This window comes from Rhizobium sp. AN80A, assembly GCF_030053015.1.
GTDB lineage: Bacteria > Pseudomonadota > Alphaproteobacteria > Rhizobiales > Rhizobiaceae > Rhizobium > Rhizobium metallidurans.
Genome location: NZ_JASJPX010000003.1, coordinates 2,815,001 through 2,831,753, shown reverse-complemented (window position 1 = coordinate 2,831,753; position 16,753 = coordinate 2,815,001). Strand labels below are relative to the sequence as shown.

At 63.4% G+C, this 16,753-nt stretch carries 17 protein-coding genes and 1 pseudogene (1 of these 18 only partly in view); 7 read left to right on the top strand and 11 right to left on the bottom strand.

What is annotated here, in order from left to right:
• Nucleotide 1: 1 nt before the first annotated feature.
• Nucleotides 2-613, top strand: coding sequence for an alpha-ketoglutarate-dependent dioxygenase AlkB (locus P3R82_RS25680; protein ID WP_283195827.1), 612 nt, complete (start codon nucleotides 2-4; stop codon nucleotides 611-613).
• Here P3R82_RS25680 and coaA read toward each other — a convergent pair.
• Genes coaA through hisB form a run of 7 tightly spaced genes read right to left on the bottom strand, consistent with a single transcriptional unit; the run spans nucleotide 610 to nucleotide 5,261 of the window.
• Nucleotides 610-1,605: a type I pantothenate kinase gene (gene coaA, locus P3R82_RS25675; RefSeq protein ID WP_183900114.1), complete on the bottom strand. Its 996-nt coding sequence runs from the start codon at nucleotides 1,603-1,605 to the stop codon at nucleotides 610-612. The genes P3R82_RS25680 and coaA overlap by 4 nt on opposite strands.
• Entirely contained in the window at nucleotides 1,605-1,925 is a 321-nt protein-coding gene (locus tag P3R82_RS25670; protein WP_183900115.1) for a phosphoribosyl-ATP diphosphatase, read from the bottom strand. The genes coaA and P3R82_RS25670 overlap by 1 nt, the downstream gene beginning before the upstream one ends.
• A 16-nt stretch (nucleotides 1,926-1,941) precedes the next feature.
• Complete coding sequence (gene hisF / locus P3R82_RS25665) at nucleotides 1,942-2,724, bottom strand: imidazole glycerol phosphate synthase subunit HisF (RefSeq protein ID WP_183900116.1); 783 nt, start codon at nucleotides 2,722-2,724, stop codon at nucleotides 1,942-1,944.
• Nucleotides 2,721-3,470 carry a 1-(5-phosphoribosyl)-5-[(5-phosphoribosylamino)methylideneamino]imidazole-4-carboxamide isomerase gene (hisA, locus tag P3R82_RS25660; RefSeq protein WP_283195826.1) on the bottom strand — a complete coding sequence of 250 codons (750 nt, stop codon included), beginning with the start codon at nucleotides 3,468-3,470 and terminating at the stop codon, nucleotides 2,721-2,723. The genes hisF and hisA overlap by 4 nt, the downstream gene beginning before the upstream one ends.
• A 26-nt stretch (nucleotides 3,471-3,496) precedes the next feature.
• Nucleotides 3,497-4,147 carry an imidazole glycerol phosphate synthase subunit HisH gene (hisH, locus tag P3R82_RS25655; RefSeq protein WP_283195825.1) on the bottom strand — a complete coding sequence of 217 codons (651 nt, stop codon included), beginning with the start codon at nucleotides 4,145-4,147 and terminating at the stop codon, nucleotides 3,497-3,499.
• Nucleotides 4,147-4,629 carry a DUF2628 domain-containing protein gene (locus P3R82_RS25650; protein WP_283195824.1) on the bottom strand — a complete coding sequence of 161 codons (483 nt, stop codon included), beginning with the start codon at nucleotides 4,627-4,629 and terminating at the stop codon, nucleotides 4,147-4,149. The genes hisH and P3R82_RS25650 overlap by 1 nt, the downstream gene beginning before the upstream one ends.
• A 23-nt stretch (nucleotides 4,630-4,652) precedes the next feature.
• Complete coding sequence (gene hisB / locus P3R82_RS25645; RefSeq protein ID WP_183900120.1) at nucleotides 4,653-5,261, bottom strand: imidazoleglycerol-phosphate dehydratase HisB; 609 nt, start codon at nucleotides 5,259-5,261, stop codon at nucleotides 4,653-4,655.
• Between the two features lie 176 nt (nucleotides 5,262-5,437).
• Between hisB and hslV the strand changes: the two genes are divergently transcribed.
• The 5 genes from hslV (at nucleotide 5,438) to P3R82_RS25620 (ending at nucleotide 12,237) form a co-directional block, all read left to right on the top strand.
• Nucleotides 5,438-5,962, top strand: a complete 525-nt coding sequence (hslV, locus tag P3R82_RS25640) for an ATP-dependent protease subunit HslV (RefSeq protein ID WP_018901162.1) — start codon at nucleotides 5,438-5,440, stop codon at nucleotides 5,960-5,962.
• Nucleotides 5,963-6,037: 75 nt separating this feature from the next.
• Nucleotides 6,038-7,345 (top strand): ATP-dependent protease ATPase subunit HslU, encoded by a 1,308-nt coding sequence (hslU, locus tag P3R82_RS25635; protein ID WP_283195823.1) that lies wholly within the window; start codon nucleotides 6,038-6,040, stop codon nucleotides 7,343-7,345.
• 229 nt (nucleotides 7,346-7,574) lie between these two features.
• Nucleotides 7,575-8,522 carry a DUF1402 family protein gene (locus P3R82_RS25630; protein ID WP_283195822.1) on the top strand — a complete coding sequence of 316 codons (948 nt, stop codon included), beginning with the start codon at nucleotides 7,575-7,577 and terminating at the stop codon, nucleotides 8,520-8,522.
• Between the two features lie 41 nt (nucleotides 8,523-8,563).
• Nucleotides 8,564-9,967, top strand: coding sequence for a cytochrome P450 (locus tag P3R82_RS25625; protein WP_283195821.1), 1,404 nt, complete (start codon nucleotides 8,564-8,566; stop codon nucleotides 9,965-9,967).
• A gap of 98 nt (nucleotides 9,968-10,065) precedes the next feature.
• On the top strand, nucleotides 10,066-12,237 hold the full coding sequence (locus P3R82_RS25620; protein WP_283195820.1) for a malate synthase G: 2,172 nt from the start codon (nucleotides 10,066-10,068) through the stop codon (nucleotides 12,235-12,237).
• 77 nt (nucleotides 12,238-12,314) lie between these two features.
• Here the strand turns inward: P3R82_RS25620 and P3R82_RS25615 are convergent, their stop codons facing one another.
• Nucleotides 12,315-13,004 carry a L,D-transpeptidase gene (locus tag P3R82_RS25615; protein ID WP_283195819.1) on the bottom strand — a complete coding sequence of 230 codons (690 nt, stop codon included), beginning with the start codon at nucleotides 13,002-13,004 and terminating at the stop codon, nucleotides 12,315-12,317.
• Between the two features lie 182 nt (nucleotides 13,005-13,186).
• Here P3R82_RS25615 and P3R82_RS25610 point away from each other — a divergent pair, with 182 nt between their 5' ends.
• Complete coding sequence (locus P3R82_RS25610; RefSeq protein WP_183900135.1) at nucleotides 13,187-13,681, top strand: MmcB family DNA repair protein; 495 nt, start codon at nucleotides 13,187-13,189, stop codon at nucleotides 13,679-13,681.
• 21 nt (nucleotides 13,682-13,702) lie between these two features.
• Here the strand turns inward: P3R82_RS25610 and P3R82_RS25605 are convergent, their stop codons facing one another.
• The 3 genes and pseudogenes from P3R82_RS25605 to hrpB all read right to left on the bottom strand — a co-directional run.
• The gene (locus P3R82_RS25605) at nucleotides 13,703-14,278 is read right to left on the bottom strand and encodes an ActR/PrrA/RegA family redox response regulator transcription factor (RefSeq protein ID WP_283195818.1); all 576 of its coding nucleotides are present in this window, start codon (nucleotides 14,276-14,278) and stop codon (nucleotides 13,703-13,705) included.
• Nucleotides 14,279-14,346: 68 nt separating this feature from the next.
• A pseudogene (locus P3R82_RS25600) lies at nucleotides 14,347-15,656 on the bottom strand (ActS/PrrB/RegB family redox-sensitive histidine kinase).
• A 27-nt stretch (nucleotides 15,657-15,683) separates the two neighbouring features.
• Nucleotides 15,684-16,753 carry the 3' end of an ATP-dependent helicase HrpB gene (gene hrpB / locus P3R82_RS25595; protein ID WP_283195817.1) on the bottom strand. Its footprint extends 1,396 nt past the window's final position, so only the last 1,070 of its 2,466 coding nucleotides appear in the window; its start codon lies off the right edge, out of view — the gene reads right to left on this strand; its stop codon occupies nucleotides 15,684-15,686.

The following is a 16,753-nucleotide window of genomic DNA, read 5'->3' as shown; positions in this document are numbered from 1 at the left end:
GATGCTGCAGTTGTCGAACGGCATTCGCCACAGCCCGGACTATCTGAGCCGCCCCCGCCGGGAAGCGCTGGTTGGCATCATCCGCGAGATCGTCGCGCAAGCGCCGCTCTACACTCCGGTCATGCCGGGCACCGGCAAGCCCATGTCGGTGCGCATGACCAATTGCGGCTCGCTCGGCTGGGTCACCGACAAGGAGCGCGGCTACCGCTACCAGCCGACGCATCCGGCGACGGGAGAGCCCTGGCCGGAAATCCCGGCCGAATTGCTTGATATCTGGAATGACGTTTCCGGCTACGACAAGCCGCCCGAGGCCTGTCTCGTCAATTTCTATGCCGACGATGCCAGGATGGGCCTGCATCAGGACAAGGACGAGCAGGATCTCTCGGCGCCCGTCGTGTCGATCTCGCTCGGCAACACCTGCCTGTTTCGCGTCGGCGGCCTCGAGCGCACGGACAAGACCATGTCCTTCAAGCTGTCGAGCGGCGATGTGGTTGTTCTCGGCGGTGAGGGACGCCTGTGTTTCCACGGTGTGGATCGCATCTACCCCGCGACATCGACGCTTCTCAAGAACGGCGGCCGCATCAACCTGACGCTTCGGCGCGTGAAACCCTAGAGTTTCCTCAAAGCGACCTGTTCGATCAGATGATCCTGCCCCTTGCGCAGGATCAGGTCCGCGCGCGGGCGCGTCGGCAGGATGTTTTCGCGAAGGTTCTTGAGGTTGATGTTCTGCCAGAGCCCCTCGGCGATCGACAGCGCTTCCTCCTCGCTGATCGAGGCATAGCGGTGGAAGAACGAGTTCGGATCGCGGAAGGCGGTCTCGCGCAGGCCCATGAAGCGCGTCACGTACCAGTCGTGAATCCGGCTTTCATCCGCGTCGATGTAGATCGAGAAGTCGAAGAAGTCCGAGACCATCGGCACGATCTTGCCACCCGCCGGCAGGTCGCGCGATTGCAGCACGTTGATGCCCTCGAAGATCAGGATGTCTGGCCGGTCGATGATCTTGTATTCGTTCGGCAGCACGTCATAGACGAGGTGCGAGTAGGACGGCGCCTTGACGTCGGGCTGCCCGGCCTTGATCGCCGCCAGAAACCGCAGGATGGCACCGGTGTCGTAGCTCTCGGGGAAGCCCTTGCGCTGCATCAGGTTTTCCCGCTGCAGCACGGCGTTCGGATGCAGGAAGCCGTCCGTGGTCACCAGATCCACCTTCGGGCTCGACGGCCAGCGGCGCAAGAGCTCCTTCAGGATACGCGCCGTCGTCGATTTGCCCACCGCCACCGAGCCGGCGATGCCGATCACGAACGGCGTCTTCGCCACGTTCGACAGGCTGAGGAAGCGGTTGCGCTGCTGGAACAGCAGCTGCGACGATTCCACATGGGCCGAAAGCAGGCGCGAGACCGAGAGATAGATGCGCCTCACTTCGTCGAGATCGATCGGGTCGCCCATCGAGCGCAGCCGCTTGACCTCGTCCGAGGTCAGCGTCATCGGCGTGTCCGCCCTGAGCTTCGCCCATTCCTCGGATGAAAAGAAGTGATAGGGCGAATAGGCATTCGCCTGGAAATGATCGTGCGTCTCGTGCGCACCGGTGATCTGTCTTGCGATACCCATCAGCTTTGCCGACTGGCCTTCTCCCTGAGGCCGGATTGAGCGGTACGACGCTCAAGTTCCGCCATGACATCTTGTAGCGGAACGCCGGCGATCTTCAATACGACCAAGAGATGATAGAGCACGTCGGCCGCCTCGTAGGCGAGATTTTCGCGATCGTCGGTCACGGCCGCCATGACGGCTTCGATCGCCTCCTCGCCAAGCTTCTTCGCCGCCTTCGCCTGACCGGCGGCAACGAGCTTCGCCGTCCAGGATTCCTCGGGCGAAGCCTTTGATCGCGTATCGACGATCTTTTCGAGGTCGCTGAGTGTGAATTCGCTCATCATATCGCTTTCAGTCTCAGTCGAGACGCATGTCGATGCCGCAGGAAGACATATAGCGCTTCGCTTCGCCGACGGAATAGGTGCCGAAGTGGAAGATCGAGGCGGCGAGAACCGCTGTCGCATGGCCCTCCTTGACGCCGGCCACGAGGTCATCGAGATCGCCGACGCCGCCCGATGCGATGACGGGCACACGCACCGCATCGGCAATCGCCCGCGTCAGCTCCAGATCGTAGCCGGCTTTCGTTCCGTCGCGGTCCATCGAGGTCACCAGCAATTCGCCGGCCCCGCGCTCGACCATGCGGCGCGCGAAATCGACGGCATCGATGCCCGTCGCGTTGCGGCCGCCATGGGTGTAGATCTCCCAGGCGCTGGCGTCTCCGCTGGCAGGGGTCTGCCGGCGCTTGGCGTCGATCGACACGACGATGCACTGGTCGCCGAACTTGTCGGCCGCCTCCGCCACGAAATCAGGGTTGCTGACGGCCGCCGAATTGATCGACACCTTGTCGGCCCCGCAAAGCAGCAGCTTGCGGATGTCTGCGATCGTCCGCACGCCACCACCGACGGTCACCGGCATGAAGCACTGGTCGGCCGTGCGTGACACCACGTCGAAGATCGTTTCGCGGTTGTCGGAGGAGGCGGTGATGTCGAGGAAGCAGAGCTCGTCGGCGCCGGCCGCGTCATAGGCCTTGGCGGCCTCGACGGGATCGCCGGCATCGACGAGGTTGAGGAAGTTGACGCCCTTGACGACGCGGCCGTCCTTGACGTCGAGGCAGGGAATGACGCGAGCCTTCAGGGTCATTGCGCGGTCTCCTTCGCGCGAGACGCTTTGATCAGCGCCAGCGCTTGGCTGGGATCGATACGGCCGTCATAGAGCGCGCGGCCTGAAATCGCGCCTTCCAGCTTGGCGGCATCCGGCTTCAGCATCCGCTTGATGTCGTCGATCGAAGCCAGGCCGCCCGATGCGATGACCGGGATGGATACCGCATCGGCCAGTTCCAGCGTCGAATCCCAGTTGATCCCGGTCAGGATGCCGTCGCGGTCGATGTCGGTATAGATGATCGCCGCCACACCGGCGCCCTCGAATTTTTTAGCCAGTTCGATGATGCCGAGCTCGGACGCCTCCGCCCAGCCCTCGACGGCCACCTTGCCGCCCTTGGCGTCGATGCCGACGGCCACATGTCCGGGGAATTTACGGCAGGCCTCGATCACAAGCGCCGGATCGCGCACGGCAACGGTGCCGAGGATCACCCGCGACAGCCCGCGCGACAGCCAGCTCTCGATGTGGTCGAGTGTGCGGATACCGCCGCCGAGCTGCACCGGGTTCTTGGTGGCCTTCAGGATCGCATCGACGGCAGCGCCATTGACGCTCTCGCCGGCGAACGCGCCGTTGAGATCGACCACGTGCAGCCATTCGAAGCCCTGGTCCTCGAAGGCCTTGGCCTGCGCGCCGGGGTCGGGATTGTAGACGGTGGCCTGCTCCATGTCGCCCAGCTTGAGGCGAACGCACTGGCCGTCCTTGAGATCGATGGCGGGAAAGAGGATCATTCTGTCAGTCCTTTGAAGGCGCGAGCTCAGGGCTTCCAGCGCAGGAAATTGGCAATCAGGGCGAGACCGAGCTTCTGGCTCTTCTCCGGATGGAACTGCGCGCCGGCCATGTTGTCGCGTCCGACAAAGGCCGTCAGCGGGCCACCGTAGCCCGTGGTCGCGATCACGTCCTCGGGGTTTCGAGCGGCCAGATGGTAGGAATGCACGAAATAGGCATGCAGCCCGTCAGGGCCTGTCGGAATGCCGTCGAACAGCGGGTGAGGGCGCTTGAGGTCGAGCGTGTTCCAGCCGATCTGCGGTATCTTCAGATTGGGATCGTCGGGCGTCATTTCAACGACGTCGCCGGGAATCCAGCCGAGGCCCTCGGTCGTGGTCTTCTCCAGCCCGCGCGAGGACATCAGCTGCATGCCGACGCAGATGCCGAGGAAAGGCCGTGCCTTCTTCTCGACCACGTCGATCAGCGCCTCGGTCATCCCGGGCACGGCGTCCAGTCCGCGCCGGCAATCGGCATAAGCGCCGACACCCGGCAAAACGACGCGATCGGCGGCGGCAACGACATCGGCCTTGTCGGTGAGGTCGATCGCAGCCTCGATGCCGGCCTCGCGGGCGGCCCGCTCGAAGGCCTTCGTCGCCGAGCGCAGATTGCCGGAGCCGTAGTCGATAATTGCGACGCGCATCAGCGTCCTCCATCAAAGCCAAAGAGACCGAGCGAGGTCGCGGTGCCGCGATCGGCGCGGTTACCGCCATCCCATTGCGGTGACGGCAAGGGAGTGTCGTCACCGAGATCGGTCTGAATTTCAGAAAAGTAGATTTCCTCGGCGACGTCGAGCCGATCGGCCGAGATCAGCGCTTCGTCCTGCCAGCCCTTGGAGACAAGCTTGCGCACCCAAAGGTTCTGTCCCTCGAAGCCGACGAGAAGGCTGGTGCCGAAGGTCACGGCGAGACCGACCAGCCACAGGCCTGGCTGATCCATCAGCGCGCCGCCGATGGTCTGCAGCAGAAAGGCGGCGACGGCGTAGAGCCAGAGCCGGTGAACGGCGAGCCAGATCCACGGAAACATGAAGCCGAGCACGCTGAAGCCGTCGCGGATGAAGCGCGTCTTCTCGTGCGTGGTGTCGGCGCCGCCGGGGGCGGTCAGAACCAGATAGCTGGAAGTCATGTCGTCAAGCTCCCTGAAGGGGCTTAGACGAGCGTGCCCTTCGTCGAGGGTACACGGCCCGCCTGCCTAGGATCGATCTCTGTCGCCGTGCGCAGCGCGCGGGCGACGGCCTTGAAGCACGTCTCGGCAATATGGTGGTTGTTGGCACCATAATGGTTCAGGACATGCAAGGTGATCCCGGCGTTCTGGGCCAGTGCCTGGAAGAACTCGCGGACGAGTTCGGTGTCGAACGTGCCGATCTTCGGCGCGCTGAACGACACGTTCCAGACGAGGAAGGGACGGCCGGAAAGATCGACGGCGGCCTTCGTCATCGTCTCGTCCATGGCAAGGTCGATCGAGGCGTAGCGGGTGATGCCGCGACGGTCGCCGAGCGCCTTGGCGATGGCCTGGCCGATGGCGATGCCGGTGTCTTCCACCGCATGGTGGTCGTCGACATGCAGATCGCCCTTGGTTTCGATCTCCATGTCGATCAGCGAATGTCGCGACAGTTGGTCGAGCATATGGTCGAAGAAGCCGACGCCGGTCGAAATCGTCGATTTTCCGGTACCGTCGAGATTGACGGAAACGGAAACCGAGGTCTCGTTGGTCTTGCGGGATACCGATCCCGTACGGCTTGCTGCGGTCTCGGCCATATGGCGCTCCCTCCGAAATACGCGGGTTCCTTATCAGGCGTGCCGGGAAATATCCAGAAGCGCGGGCAGAGAAATCGAAGCCAATTGCAATCGGCATTCGCCAACTTACATAGGGCTCAACGGGGCCGATGTGCGGCCCGAGGTAAGCGCCCGCCTGACGGGCCAGGGTATAATCGATGACAACCATTATCACGGTCCGAAAGGGCGGCAAGGTCATCATGGCGGGCGATGGACAGGTCAGCCTCGGCCAGACCGTCATGAAGGGCAATGCCCGCAAGGTGCGCCGCATCGGCAAGGGCGACGTCATTGCCGGTTTCGCCGGTGCCACCGCCGACGCCTTCACGCTCTTGGAGCGGCTCGAGAAGAAGCTCGAGCAGTATCCCGGCCAGCTGATGCGCGCCGCCGTCGAGCTCGCCAAGGATTGGCGTACCGACAAGTATCTGCGCAATCTCGAAGCCATGATGCTGGTCGCCGACAAGTCGGTGACGCTGGCGATCACCGGCAACGGCGACGTGCTCGAGCCCGAACATGGCGCCATCGCCATCGGCTCCGGCGGCAACTACGCCTTCGCCGCCGCCCGCGCCCTGATGGACAGCGACAAGTCGGCCGAAGAAGTGGCCCGCCGGGCGCTGGATATCGCCGCCGATATCTGCGTCTACACCAACCACAATCTCGTGGTCGAAACGCTCGACGCCGAATAACGGCAATCGTTCACAATGGGTCCTGTGGGCCGGGCCGAGAACGGCCGGCCGGAGCAGGAAAGCCAAGAGGATATCATGACCAATTTTTCTCCCCGGGAAATCGTCTCCGAGCTGGACCGCCACATCATCGGCCAGCATGACGCCAAGCGCGCCGTCGCCATTGCGCTGCGCAACCGCTGGCGCCGCCAGCAGCTCGATGAGAGCCTGCGCGACGAAGTGATGCCCAAGAACATCCTGATGATCGGCCCGACCGGCGTCGGCAAGACGGAAATCTCCCGCCGCCTCGCCAAGCTCGCCGGCGCCCCCTTCATCAAGGTCGAAGCCACGAAGTTCACCGAAGTCGGTTATGTCGGCCGCGATGTCGAGCAGATCGTCCGCGACCTCGTCGAGGTCGGCATCGGTCTGGCGCGCGAAAAGAAGCGCGCCGAGGTCGAGGCCAAGGCCCATATGAGCGCCGAGGAACGCGTGCTCGACGCGCTGGTCGGATCGACCGCATCGCCGGCCACCCGCGACAGCTTCCGCAAGAAGCTGCGCGCCGGTGAGCTCGACGACAAGGAAATCGATATCGAGGTGGCAGATACCAGCACCGGCATGGGCGGCTTCGACATCCCCGGCATGCCCGGCGGCAACATCGGCATGATCAACCTGTCGGAAATGTTCGGCAAGGCCATGGGCGGCCGCACCAAGAAGGTGCGCACCACGGTCAAGGCCTCCTATACCGACCTGATCCGCGACGAATCCGACAAGCTGATCGACAGTGAAGTCATCCAGCGCGAGGCCGTCCGCTCCGTCGAAAACGACGGCATCGTCTTCCTCGACGAGATCGACAAGATCGCCGCTCGCGATGGCGGCATGGGCGCGGGCGTGTCCCGCGAAGGCGTGCAGCGCGACCTGCTGCCGCTGGTCGAAGGCACGACGGTGTCGACCAAGTACGGGCCGGTGAAGACCGACCACGTGCTCTTCATCGCATCCGGCGCCTTTCACGTCTCCAAGCCGTCGGACCTGCTGCCCGAATTGCAGGGCCGCCTGCCGATCCGTGTCGAATTGCGTCCGCTGACCAAGGAAGACTTTCGCCGCATCCTGACGGAAACCGAGGCCAGCCTCATCCGCCAGTACAAGGCGCTGATGGAAACCGAAGGTCTGACGCTGGAATTCACCGATGACGGCATCGATGCGCTTGCCGACGTCGCCGTTCACCTGAACGCCTCGGTCGAAAACATCGGCGCGCGTCGCCTGCAGACGGTGATGGAGCGCGTGCTGGACGAAATCTCCTTCAACGCCCCGGATCGCGGCGGCACCTCGGTGACGATAGACGCCGAATACGTACGCAAGAACGTCGGCGATCTCGCCCAGAACACCGACCTGTCGCGCTTCATTCTGTGATGCGCAAACACCGGTCCTGGCTTTTGCCGGCATGACGCAGTAACTTTGACCGTCGAAACTCTCGACAACGGGCCTTTTACTTTTTAGTGAAAGGCCCGTCTTGTTATTGGCGCCAGCATTATTCGGCCAAGATTTTGGTACAGTCAGCGCGCCAGCCAAGCGAGCCCGGCAAATTGGGCCAGCGAAACTGAAAATGCCGACCAATGCCTAAACGATGGGAAAGCTGATCGTGCGACGCCTTCTGACGAGCCTTGTAATTGCCGCCACCGTCTTTGCCGCCGCGCCCGCATTCTCCATGCAGGTCGTGCCACCGGGCAATCGCAATGTCGAGCAGCCGGACGTCCCCGGCGCATCTGTCCGCCGCACCAAGGGCACCAAGACCACCTTCGACCGCAAGTACGAGAAGGTCCGCGAGCTTCTCGCCACCGATCGCGAACTGATGGCGAAGATCAAGAAGGTGTCGGCCGCCTATGGCATCGACCCGATCCACGTGGTCGGCGCCATCGTCGGCGAGCACACCTATAATGTCGACGCCTACGACCGCCTTCAGTCCTACTACGTCAAGGCCGCGTCCTATGCCGGCGAAAGCTTCCGTTTCGCCTATGACGGCGAGAACGTGGATGATTTCGTCAAGCGTCCGCAATTTTCCGCATGCGATGGCAAGACCGATTCCTACACGCTCTGGAGCTGCCGCGAGGATGTCTGGGAAAGCGATTTCCGCGGCAAGACCGTCGGCGGCAAGAGCTTCCCGAACAATCGCTTCAGCGCCGTCTTCTTCCAGCCCTTCTATGCCGGCCAGACCTTCGGCCTCGGCCAGATCAATCCGCTCACCGCGCTGATGCTCTCCGATCTCGTCAACCGTGTTTCCGGCTATGACAAGCTCAACGAGAAGGATGCAGGCAGCGTCTACAAGGCGATCATGCAGCCCGATATCTCGCTGGCCTTCGTGGCCGCCGCCGTGCGCCGCTCGATCGACGATTACAAGCAGATCGCCGGCATGGATATCTCGAAGAACCCGGGCCTGACGGCAACGCTCTACAATCTCGGCAATTCCCGCCAGCGTGCCGCGGCGCTGGCCGCCAAGAACCGCGCCTCCGGCGAAACGGCCTGGCCGGAAGAGAACTATTACGGATGGTTGATCAACGACAAGCTGGACGAGCTGGAGCCCCTGCTCTAGCCTTTAGGGGAGGGTGACAATCTTCCCCGAAAGGCTTTCCCATGGACATGCGTCCAGATCCGTTCGTTCCGCCAGCGCCCGTTCCGCGCACCGTGCCGCCGAGCCGGCTTGAGATCATCCGCACCATCCTGCGCAATCCGCTGGAGCTTTGGGGCGAGCCCTCCTACACGCTCCCCTTCATCAAGACGAAGTTCTTCCGCGAACGCACGATCATCGTCAACGATCCTGGCCTGATCAAGCATGTGCTGGTCGACAACGCCGCCAATTACCGCATGTCGGATATCCGCCAGCTGATCCTGCGCCCCATCCTGCGCGACGGCTTGCTGACGGCCGAGGGCGAGGTCTGGAAGCGTTCGCGCAAGGCCGTAGCGCCGGTCTTCACGCCGCGCCACGCCAATGGCTTCGCCGGCCAGATGCTGCGGCAGTCGGAAGACTATATCCGCAAGTATGAGATGGCGGGCAGCACGGGAAAGACCTTCGAGATCGCCAGCGACATGGCCGAACTCACTTTCGCCATCCTTGCCGACACGCTGTTTTCGGGCGAGATCGTCACCTCGTCCGATAGTTTCGCCGACGATGTCAACGCGCTCCTGCATCGCATGGGCCGCGTCGATCCGATGGATCTGCTGCGCGCGCCCTCCTGGGTGCCGCGCGTCACGCGTATCGGCGGCCAGAAGGTGCTCGAGAAATTCCGCACCATCGTTCGCGAAACCATGGATGCCCGTCTCCTGCGCATGGAAGAGGATCGCGGCGCGACGCCCGAGGATTTCCTGACGCTCTTGCTCGACCAGGCGAAATCGGGCGGGCTCACCAATGCCGAGATCGAGGACAATATCCTGACGTTCATCGGCGCCGGCCATGAAACCACGGCCCGCGCGCTCGCCTGGACGCTCTATTGCGTCGCCAACACGCCGCATATCCGCGATGCGATGGAAGAGGAGATCGACCGCGTGCTTGCCGACGGCGCCGAACCGGTGAAGTGGCTCGATCTCATGCCCTATACCCGCGCCGCCTTCGAGGAAGCCCTGCGCCTCTATCCGCCGGCGCCCTCGATCAACCGCGCCGCGATATCGGACGACCGCTGGACGAATGAAAAGGGCGAGACCGTCGAGATCGAGGCCGGCGTCACCGTGCTGATCATGCCCTGGACGCTGCATCGCCACGAACTCTATTGGGACAAGCCCCGCGCCTACATGCCCGAGCGCTTCCTGCCCGAGAACCGCGCCAAGATCAGCCGCTTCCAGTTTCTTCCGTTCGGCGCCGGCCCGCGCGTCTGCATCGGCGCCACCTTCGCGCTGCAGGAGGCGGTCATCGCGCTCGCTGTCATGATGCATCGCTTCCGCTTCGACATGACGGATGAAACCAATCCGTGGCCGGTTCAGAAACTGACCACCCAGCCGCAGAACGGCCTTCCCATGCGCATCACGCCGAGAGTCCACGCCTGAAAAGGCATAAATCTTTCAAACTATTGCCTGATTGACTATGAATGAAAGCCGGTGAAAGTGGCAGCATGCGAAAAAAGCGCCGCCCGAGGAGATAGTCTATGAGCCGCATCGAAAAACACGGTCTTGCGATCGAAGCCGTCCTTCATGATTTCCTGGTCAAGGAGGCGCTGCCCGGTCTCGGGCTCGATGCGGACAGGTTCTTTGCCGACTTCTCGGCCATCGTCCACGATCTGGCGCCGAAAAACCGCGAACTGCTCGCCAGGCGCGACGCGCTGCAGCAGCGCCTCGACGATTGGTATCGCCAGCACGGCGCCCCCACCGATATGGACGCCTATCAGGCATTCCTGCGCGAGATCGGCTATCTCCTGCCCGAGGGGTCGGATTTTCAGGTCGGCACGACGAATGTCGATCCGGAGATCGCCTCCATCGCCGGCCCGCAGCTGGTCGTTCCGGTCATGAACGCCCGCTACGCGCTGAATGCCGCCAACGCCCGCTGGGGCTCGCTCTACGACGCGCTCTACGGCACCGACGCGATTTCCGAGGCCGATGGCGCGGAGAAGGGCAAGGGCTACAATCCCAAGCGCGGCGAAAAGGTCATCGCCTGGGTTCGCACCTTCCTCGACAATGCCGTCCCGCTCGTCGATTGGAGCTGGAAGGACGTCGCCGGTCTGACGATCAAGGACGGCGCGCTCGCCATCACATCGACCGATGGCGAACATGTCGCTCCGAAAGACCCTTCACATTTCGCCGGCTACCGGGGCGATCCCGCGGCACCCACCAACATCCTCCTGAAGAACAACGGCATCCATATCGATATCGTCATCGATGCCTCCACCGATATCGGCAAGGGAGACGCTGCCCATATCTCCGATGTCTGGCTCGAATCCGCCATTACCACGATCATGGACTGCGAGGATTCCATCGCCGCCGTCGACGCCGAGGACAAGACCGAGGTCTATCGCAACTGGCTCGGCCTGATGAAAGGCGATCTCCGGGAGGAAGTCGTGAAGGGTGGCAAGAGCTTCATCCGCAAGCTCAATCCCGATCTCGACTACACAGGTCCTGACGGTGCCAGCTTCGAGGTCCATCGCCGCTCGCTGATGCTGATCCGCAATGTCGGCCACCTCATGACGAATCCGGCTATCCTTGATCGCGATGGCAACGAGGTGCCGGAGGGCATCATGGACGCCATGATCACCGCCGCCATCGCGCTCTACGACATCGGCCCGAACGGCCGCCGCAAGAATTCGCGCACCGGCTCGATGTATGTCGTCAAGCCGAAGATGCACGGCCCCGAGGAAGTCGCCTTCGCCGTCGAGATCTTCGGCCGCGTCGAGGATGCGCTCGGCATGGCGAAAAACACCATGAAAATGGGCATCATGGACGAGGAGCGCCGCACCACCGTCAACCTCAAGGAATGCATTCGCGCCGCCCGCGAGCGCGTCGTCTTCATCAACACCGGCTTCCTCGATCGCACCGGCGACGAGATGCACACCTCGATGGAAGCCGGCCCGATGATCCGTAAGGGCGACATGAAGCAGGCCGCATGGATCTCGGCCTACGAGAACTGGAACGTCGATGTCGGTCTCGAATGCGGCCTTTCCGGTCATGCGCAGATCGGCAAGGGCATGTGGGCCATGCCGGATCTGATGGCGGCCATGCTGGAGCAGAAGATCGCGCATCCGAAAGCCGGCGCCAACACCGCCTGGGTGCCGTCGCCCACGGCCGCCACGCTGCACGCCACGCATTATCACCGCGTCAACGTCGCCAACGTCCAGCGCGGCCTGAAGGATCGCCCGCGCGCCAAGCTCGGCGATATCCTCTCCGTGCCCGTTGCCGTCCGTCCGAACTGGACGCCGGAGGAAATCCAGCGCGAACTCGACAACAACGCTCAAGGGATCCTGGGTTACGTCGTGCGCTGGGTCGATCAGGGCGTCGGCTGCTCCAAGGTCCCCGACATCAACAACATCGGCCTGATGGAGGATCGCGCGACGCTGCGCATCTCTGCGCAGCACATGGCCAACTGGCTGTTGCACAAGGTGGTTACGGAAGCGCAGATCGTCGAGACGATGAAACGCATGGCCGCCGTGGTCGATGGCCAGAACGCCGGCGATCCGGCCTATCATCCGATGGCTGCCGATTTCGATCGCTCGATCGCCTTCCACGCCGCCCTCGAACTGGTGCTGAAGGGCAGGGCGCAGCCGAACGGCTATACCGAGCCGGTCCTGCACCGCCGCCGACTGGAATTGAAGGCCGCGCAAGCGGCTTGATCCCAGCTTGAAGATACGAAAAGGCCGCCGGAACATTCGCTCCGGCGGCCTTCTTTATACCGAATTTCAGGTCCAGCTTACTGGATAACGATGACCTTCGAGGTCGTCTTGCCCGGACGGACGCGACTGTAGAGGTCGATGACGTCCTGGTTGATGAGGCGGATGCAGCCCGACGAAGCGGCGGTGCCGATCGATTGCCATTCCGGCGTGCCGTGCAGGCGGAAAAGCGTATCCTTGCCCTCGTTATTGAAGAGGTACATGGCGCGCGCGCCCAGCGGATTGGTCAGGCCGGGGCCCATGCCGCCCTCGACATATTTGGCGATCTCGGGGCGGCGAACGGCCATTTCCTTCGGGGGATGCCAGTTCGGCCATTCCTGCTTCCAGGCGACGTATGCGGTGCCGGCCCATGCGAAGCCTTCCTTGCCGACGCCGATGCCGTAGCGCATCGCCTTGCCGCCCGGCAGGATGTAGTAAAGGAAGCGTTCGCGGGTGTTGACGATGATGGTGCCCGGACGTTCCGTGCTTTCGTAGGAGACGATCTGGCGGCGGAACTGCGGCTTGACCTGCTGGATCGGGATCGCGGGCAGCGAGTATCCGGCATCCGTGGTGACGCCGTAGACGTCGTCGAAGATCTGCGCGGTCTGGACGGTCGGACCCGACGCGGCTGCCTTGTTTTCGACGGAGGCGCTGTCGGAAGTCGTGGAGCAACCGGCCAGAGCGAGCGTCGCCATCAGGCCGAATACAGGAAGTGCATTGCGGATGCGCATGGATGTCTCTTAAGAATGGGGCAAAGGGGGGATCGTTCTTTCGAACCATCTTAGATTATGGTTTATTTTCGATTAACTTCGCCTTGGCAAGCTGTTGCAGTGCGGCGGAGCAATTACGCAACGGCAAACTAGAACCGCATGGTTTTTTTGCAACAACGCCGGCGCCGGCCCCGAGCTTATCCATGACGATTTTGAGTGTTTACAATAACAATCCGTTAATCGATGGCCGACAGTCGGACAGAGCCATGCTCGTGCGTCGCGGAACTCAAATTCTACTTCACGAGATGCGCCATGCCGTCCTGCCGGAACTTCCGCTCGCCAGCGGCCGGCGCGCCGATCTCATCACCATCTCGGAAAAGGGCGAGATCTGGATCATCGAGATCAAGACCTCGATCGAGGATTTCAGGGTGGACCGCAAGTGGCCGGAATACCGCCTGCATTGCGACCGGCTGTTCTTCGCGACACACAAGGATGTGCCGCTCGATATCTTCCCCGAGGACTGCGGACTGTTTCTGTCGGATGGTTACGGCGCCCACATGATCCGCGAGGCGCCCGAGCATCGGCTGGCGCCCGCCACGCGCAAATCCGTCACGCTGAATTTCTCCCGTGCGGCCGCACAGCGCCTGCTGCTGGCCGAGTGGGCCACCGGCAAGCCGCTTGGCGTCGACGACGTCTGACCCAGGCTTTTTCGTGGTCTCTTACTTTGGCGCCCGCTTGGCGAGGATGCGCTGCAACGTACGGCGGTGCATGTTGAGCCGGCGCGCCGTCTCCGACACGTTGCGTTCGCAGATTTCGTAGACGCGCTGAATATGTTCCCAGCGAACCCGGTCGGCCGACATCGGGTTCTCCGGCAGTTCGGCTTTCTCGCCGCTGCGCTGCGTCAGCGCCGCATAGACATCGTCGGCGTCGGCGGGCTTGGCCAGATAGTCGACGGCGCCGAGCTTCACCGCGGTCACCGCCGTTGCGATATTGCCGTAGCCGGTCAGGACGACGATGCGGGTATCGTCGCGCTTCTGGCGGATCGCCTCGATCACATCAAGCCCGTTGCCGTCGCCGAGCCTGAGATCGACCACCGCGTATTTCGGCGGGCTGCTGTTCGACTTGGCGACGCCTTCCGCTACCGATTCGGCCGTTTCCACCTCAAAGCCGCGCGTCTCCATGGCGCGCGCCAGCCGTCGCAGGAACGGTCCGTCGTCATCGACGATCAGCAGGCTGGCGTCCGGGCCGATGTCGTCGGCGCTGGCGGGGGAGGGGTCGGTAATCTGCTCACTCATTGACTCAATCCTGGCGCTGTCAGCCTGATATAGGCCGATTGCATTGCATTTTCTTTAGCCCCCTCGGCTCATTTTGTCGAATGCGTATCCATCAGCACCCGCGCCATTCGACGCGAACGCGCGCGCCGACATAATCAGGCCCGCGATTCTCGAAGGTCAGGACTGCCCCCGAGCGCTCCAGCAGCGTCTTGGCGATGAACAGCCCGAGCCCCAGTCCTCCGGCACGATCTTCCCTCTGCCGCTTGGTCACGTAAGGCTCGCCGATCCTGAGCAGGATGTCGGGCGAGTAACCTTCGCCGTCGTCCTCCACGGTGATGCGCACGCGCTCCTGGTCGTGCTCCACCGTCACCGTGACCTCCCGGCGGGCATAGTCGACGGCGTTCTCGATCAGGTTGCCGAGCCCGTACATCATGCCGGCGTTGCGCTCGGTCACCGGCTCGCCCTTGCGCGGCGCCTTTTCCACCAGGTTGAGCTTGATGCCGAATTCGCGATGCGGCGCGACGATCTCCTCCATCATCGAGGAGAGCGGCAGGCGTCTGAGATGCGCGTCGCCCTCGGCCGAGAGTGTCGTCAGCCGGCGCAGGATGTCGCGGCAGCGCTCGCTCTGGCTGCGCAGCAGCTGCACGTCCTCGCGAAAACGATCGTCGTCCTTCAGCTCCCGCTCCATCTCCTTGGCGACGACGCTGATCGTCGCGAGCGGCGTGCCCAGCTCGTGCGCCGCCGCCGCCGCCAGGCCATCGAGCTGCGACAGATGTTTCTCGCGCTGCAGCACCAGCTCCGTCGCCGCCAGCGCCTCGGCGAGCTGGCGCGCTTCCATCGACACGCGATAGGCATAGAAGGCGGCAAACGTCATGGTCGAAGCGATCGCGCACCACACCCCGAATTGCATCACGCTTGGCACATTGATCTCGGCTCCCTCGAACCAGGGAAGCGGGAAGGGCGAGAAGGACAGGATCGTGATGCAGATCATCGCCACCACGATCAGCGACATGCTGTAGCGGATCGGCTGCGACGCGAAGGCGATGATGACGGGAACGCACACCAGAACCGCGAAGGGATTGACGAGCCCGCCGGTGATGAAGAGCAGCGCGCAGAGCTGCAATAGATCGAAGCCGAGCAGCGCCAGCGCCGCCACCGGGTCGATGCGGTGCGTCGCCGGATAGCGGATCATCAGATAGAAGTTCACCAGCGCCAGCGCCGCGATCAGCGCCATGCTCTCGGCCAGCGGCAACGGGAATTTGAGCCAGACTGCGACGATCAACACGGTCGCGGTCTGCCCGCAAACGGCAAGCCACCGCAACCGAACCAGCGTTTCCAGCCTCAGCCGCCGGCTGCTTTGTCTGTCTTCCTCGGGCACGCTTTCGACTTTGCTGGCCATCTCTTTATCCTTGAACGGCATGTCGCCTCATGTTCCTCGCGGTTTCGCCCGGGTGGTCGGCGGTGCTTCTTCCGGCTTTTCCGGCCAGGGATGCCGGGGATAGCGCCCGCGCATGTCGGCGCGCACGTCCCTCCAGCTCCCGGCCCAGAACCCCGGAAGATCCCGCGTCGTCTGGATCGGCCGATGCGCCGGCGACGTCAGCTCGAGCAGCAGCGAAAGCCGGCCGCCGGCGATCGCGGGATGTGTCTTCAGCCCGAACAGCTCCTGAACCCGGATCGTCAGCGTCGGCTCTTCGCCGTCATATTGTATCGGATGCCTTTGTCCCGTCGGCGCTTCGAAATGCGTCGGCGCCAGCCGTGCGAGGTCGCGTTGCAGCTCGTGCGGCACCAGCGCCAGCAATCCGTTCGAAAGCCCGCCCGCCGAAATGTCGGAAAGCCCCCGCGCATCCGTCTGGTAGGGAATGAACCAGTCCTCCATGCGAGACATGAGCGCCGCGTCGCTCATGTCGGGCCATGGCGCGCCGATACTTCTATGAAGAAAGCCGATTCGCTCGCGCAGCTGCGTCGCTTCCTTCGAAAACGGCAGCTGTTCCAGCCCGATCTCCCTGATCCCCTCGGCAAGCGCCCGCGTGACGGCCTCGCCGGAGGGGCGAGGCAGCGGCGTCTCGTCAAAAACGATGGCGCCGAGCCGCGTCGCCCGTCTTGCGCGCACCTGTCTGCTCTGCCGGTCGAAGAAGGTCTGGTCGTCGGTGCGGATCGCGCCGGGCAGCTCCGCCTCGACATCCCCGCGCGTCACTTCGGCCGCCGCGAGAATCCGCGCCTGCGCCGCCCGGCCCGTGAGGTCGGCGATCACAAGCATCGGGCTGCTCGCCAGCCGCTCGGTCTCGGCAATCTCCGCGCCGCGCCCATTGGCCATCACGAAGCGCCCGCGCCCGCCGCGCTGCAGCGCGATGCGATCTGGAAAGGCATGGATAAGGAGCCGGCCGGCGAGGCCCGGCTCGTCGGCCACGATCTGGTCGCGCCCTTTTGCCAGCCGGAGAGCGAGCTGTCGCGCCGCCTCGGCGCGTTCGCCACGCTCGGATTTGAAGCGGCGCAGCC